Origin of the sequence: Pseudomonas sp. MIL19 (assembly GCF_028680365.1) — a bacterium.
In the GTDB taxonomy this organism is placed as follows: Bacteria; Pseudomonadota; Gammaproteobacteria; order Pseudomonadales; family Pseudomonadaceae; genus Aquipseudomonas; species Aquipseudomonas spirodelae.
Genome location: NZ_JAPPVG010000088.1, coordinates 1 through 598, shown reverse-complemented (window position 1 = coordinate 598; position 598 = coordinate 1). Strand labels below are relative to the sequence as shown.

Sequence of the window (598 nt, the reverse complement as noted above, 5' to 3'; positions counted from 1 at the left end):
GTAGCCGAAGGCGTGGAGCAGCGCGAACAACTGGAGTTGCTGATTGCTATCGGCTGCCGAGCGTTCCAAGGTTACCTGTTTGGTAAGCCGGAACCGATCACCCGAACATAAGGGGAAATTAGCGTGTAAGGCTGAGCTGAAAATGAAGTTGTCAGCGAAGGTTATAAAGCCGTCGCTGAATGAGATCGAACTCAGACTGGAGATCTGTTTTAGTCGCTCATTCGACAAGCGTCTGCGTGAGTTAGCCCGTGTCCAGGAGACCGTTCACGCACCCCATTGAAATCCTAGGGCACAGCCTAGTCGTGTCAGCCAGCCTGGGGGTCGCCATCGCGCCCAAAGATGGGCAATGCACGAACGATCTCATCATGCATGCAGATCTGGCCATGTACCGCGCCAATGAAAGCCTTCCGCGAATACTTCCGTAACTCTTTTTTGGCACAGCAGCTCGTCAGCACTAGGCGATAAATTGCCGGCGGCGAATCGCCATGACACAGAGAAGCAACCCGATGTTTGCTAACGCCGGACTTGGTGAGCACCATGAGCGCCATCAACGGTCGCTGGGGGCGCGGAACTGTAAGCGTCTGCCGAACTCACCTTG

The 598-nt window shown here is 55.0% G+C and carries 2 protein-coding genes; both read left to right on the top strand.

All coding sequences use genetic code 11. The features are described from left to right. Positions 1-12 precede the first annotated feature (12 nt). Positions 13-111, top strand: a complete 99-nt coding sequence (locus tag N1078_RS19770; RefSeq protein WP_443218126.1) for a hypothetical protein — start codon at positions 13-15, stop codon at positions 109-111. A gap of 137 nt (positions 112-248) precedes the next feature. Further along, on the top strand, positions 249-425 hold the full coding sequence (locus N1078_RS19765; RefSeq protein ID WP_078466174.1) for a diguanylate cyclase domain-containing protein: 177 nt from the start codon (positions 249-251) through the stop codon (positions 423-425). Positions 426-598 lie beyond the last annotated feature (173 nt).